Source organism: Micromonospora cabrerizensis (assembly GCF_022230955.1).
In the GTDB taxonomy this organism is placed as follows: domain Bacteria; phylum Actinomycetota; class Actinomycetes; order Mycobacteriales; family Micromonosporaceae; genus Micromonospora; species Micromonospora cabrerizensis.
On the sequence record NZ_JAKKFI010000039.1, the window covers coordinates 1 to 906 of the forward strand.

The 906-nt window shown below is 73.4% G+C and carries 1 protein-coding gene and 1 pseudogene; both read right to left on the reverse strand.

All coding sequences use genetic code 11. The features are described from left to right. Positions 1–275: pseudogene (locus LADH09A_RS03650) on the reverse strand (amidohydrolase family protein); the annotation flags it as partial. Further along, positions 272–906, reverse strand: a 635-nt coding sequence (locus LADH09A_RS03655; RefSeq protein WP_238643306.1) for an SDR family oxidoreductase, incomplete at its 5' end; no start/stop codon positions are given. The pseudogene LADH09A_RS03650 and the gene LADH09A_RS03655, both read right to left, overlap by 4 nt.

Genomic DNA, 906 nt, shown 5'->3' on the forward strand with positions numbered 1-906 from the left:
CCCACCCAGCCGACGACTCCCCGGACGAGGGTGTCCTCGGCCGCGACGGCCAGCAGGTCCACCGTCTCCGCCTCGGAGGCGATGGACTGGACCACCACGGTCGCGGTGACCCCGCAGGCCCGGGCCACCGGCGCGAGGTCGGCGGGTGCGAAGTCGGCGTCGATGGCCGCCATGGTCACCGGGTCGATCCACGGCTGTGGGTGCCGCGCGCGAACCCAGAGGTGGTGGTGTGCGTCGACGATCCCGGCTCGTCCGGGCACCTGCGCGCCCGTCATCGGCCCAGCCAGCCGCCGTCGACGGGCAGGACGATTCCGTTGACGTAGTCGGATGCCGCCGACGCCAGGAACACCGTGGCGCCACCGAGGTCGTCGGCGCGGCCCCACCGACCCGCCGGGATGCGGGTGAGGATCGCCGGGGCGCGGTCGGGGTCGTCGCGCAGCGCCTGGGTGTTGTCGGTGGCGATGTAGCCGGGGGCGATGGCGTTGACGTTCACCCCGTGGGCCGCCCACTCGTTCGCCAGCGCCTTGGTCAGACCGGCCACGCCCGACTTCGACGCGGCGTAGCCGGGGACGGTGATGCCACCCTGGAAGCTCAGCAGCGACGCCGTAAAGATGATCTTCCCGCGACCCCGCTCGACCATGGTCCGGCCGATCTCCCGGCTCAGGACGAACTGGCTGCTGAGGTTCACCTCGATGACGTGGTCCCACATCTCGTCGGGGTGCTCAGCGGCCGGGGTACGGGCGATCGTGCCGCCGTTGTTGACCAGGATGTCGACCGGCCCGAGAGCAGTGATGTCCCGGGCCAGCCGGTGCACGGCCGCGCGGTCACCGAGGTCGGCCCGCAGCGCGGTGAACCCACGCCCACCCGGCCCCCCCCCCCCTTCCCCCCCCCCGCCTCTCCGCCCGC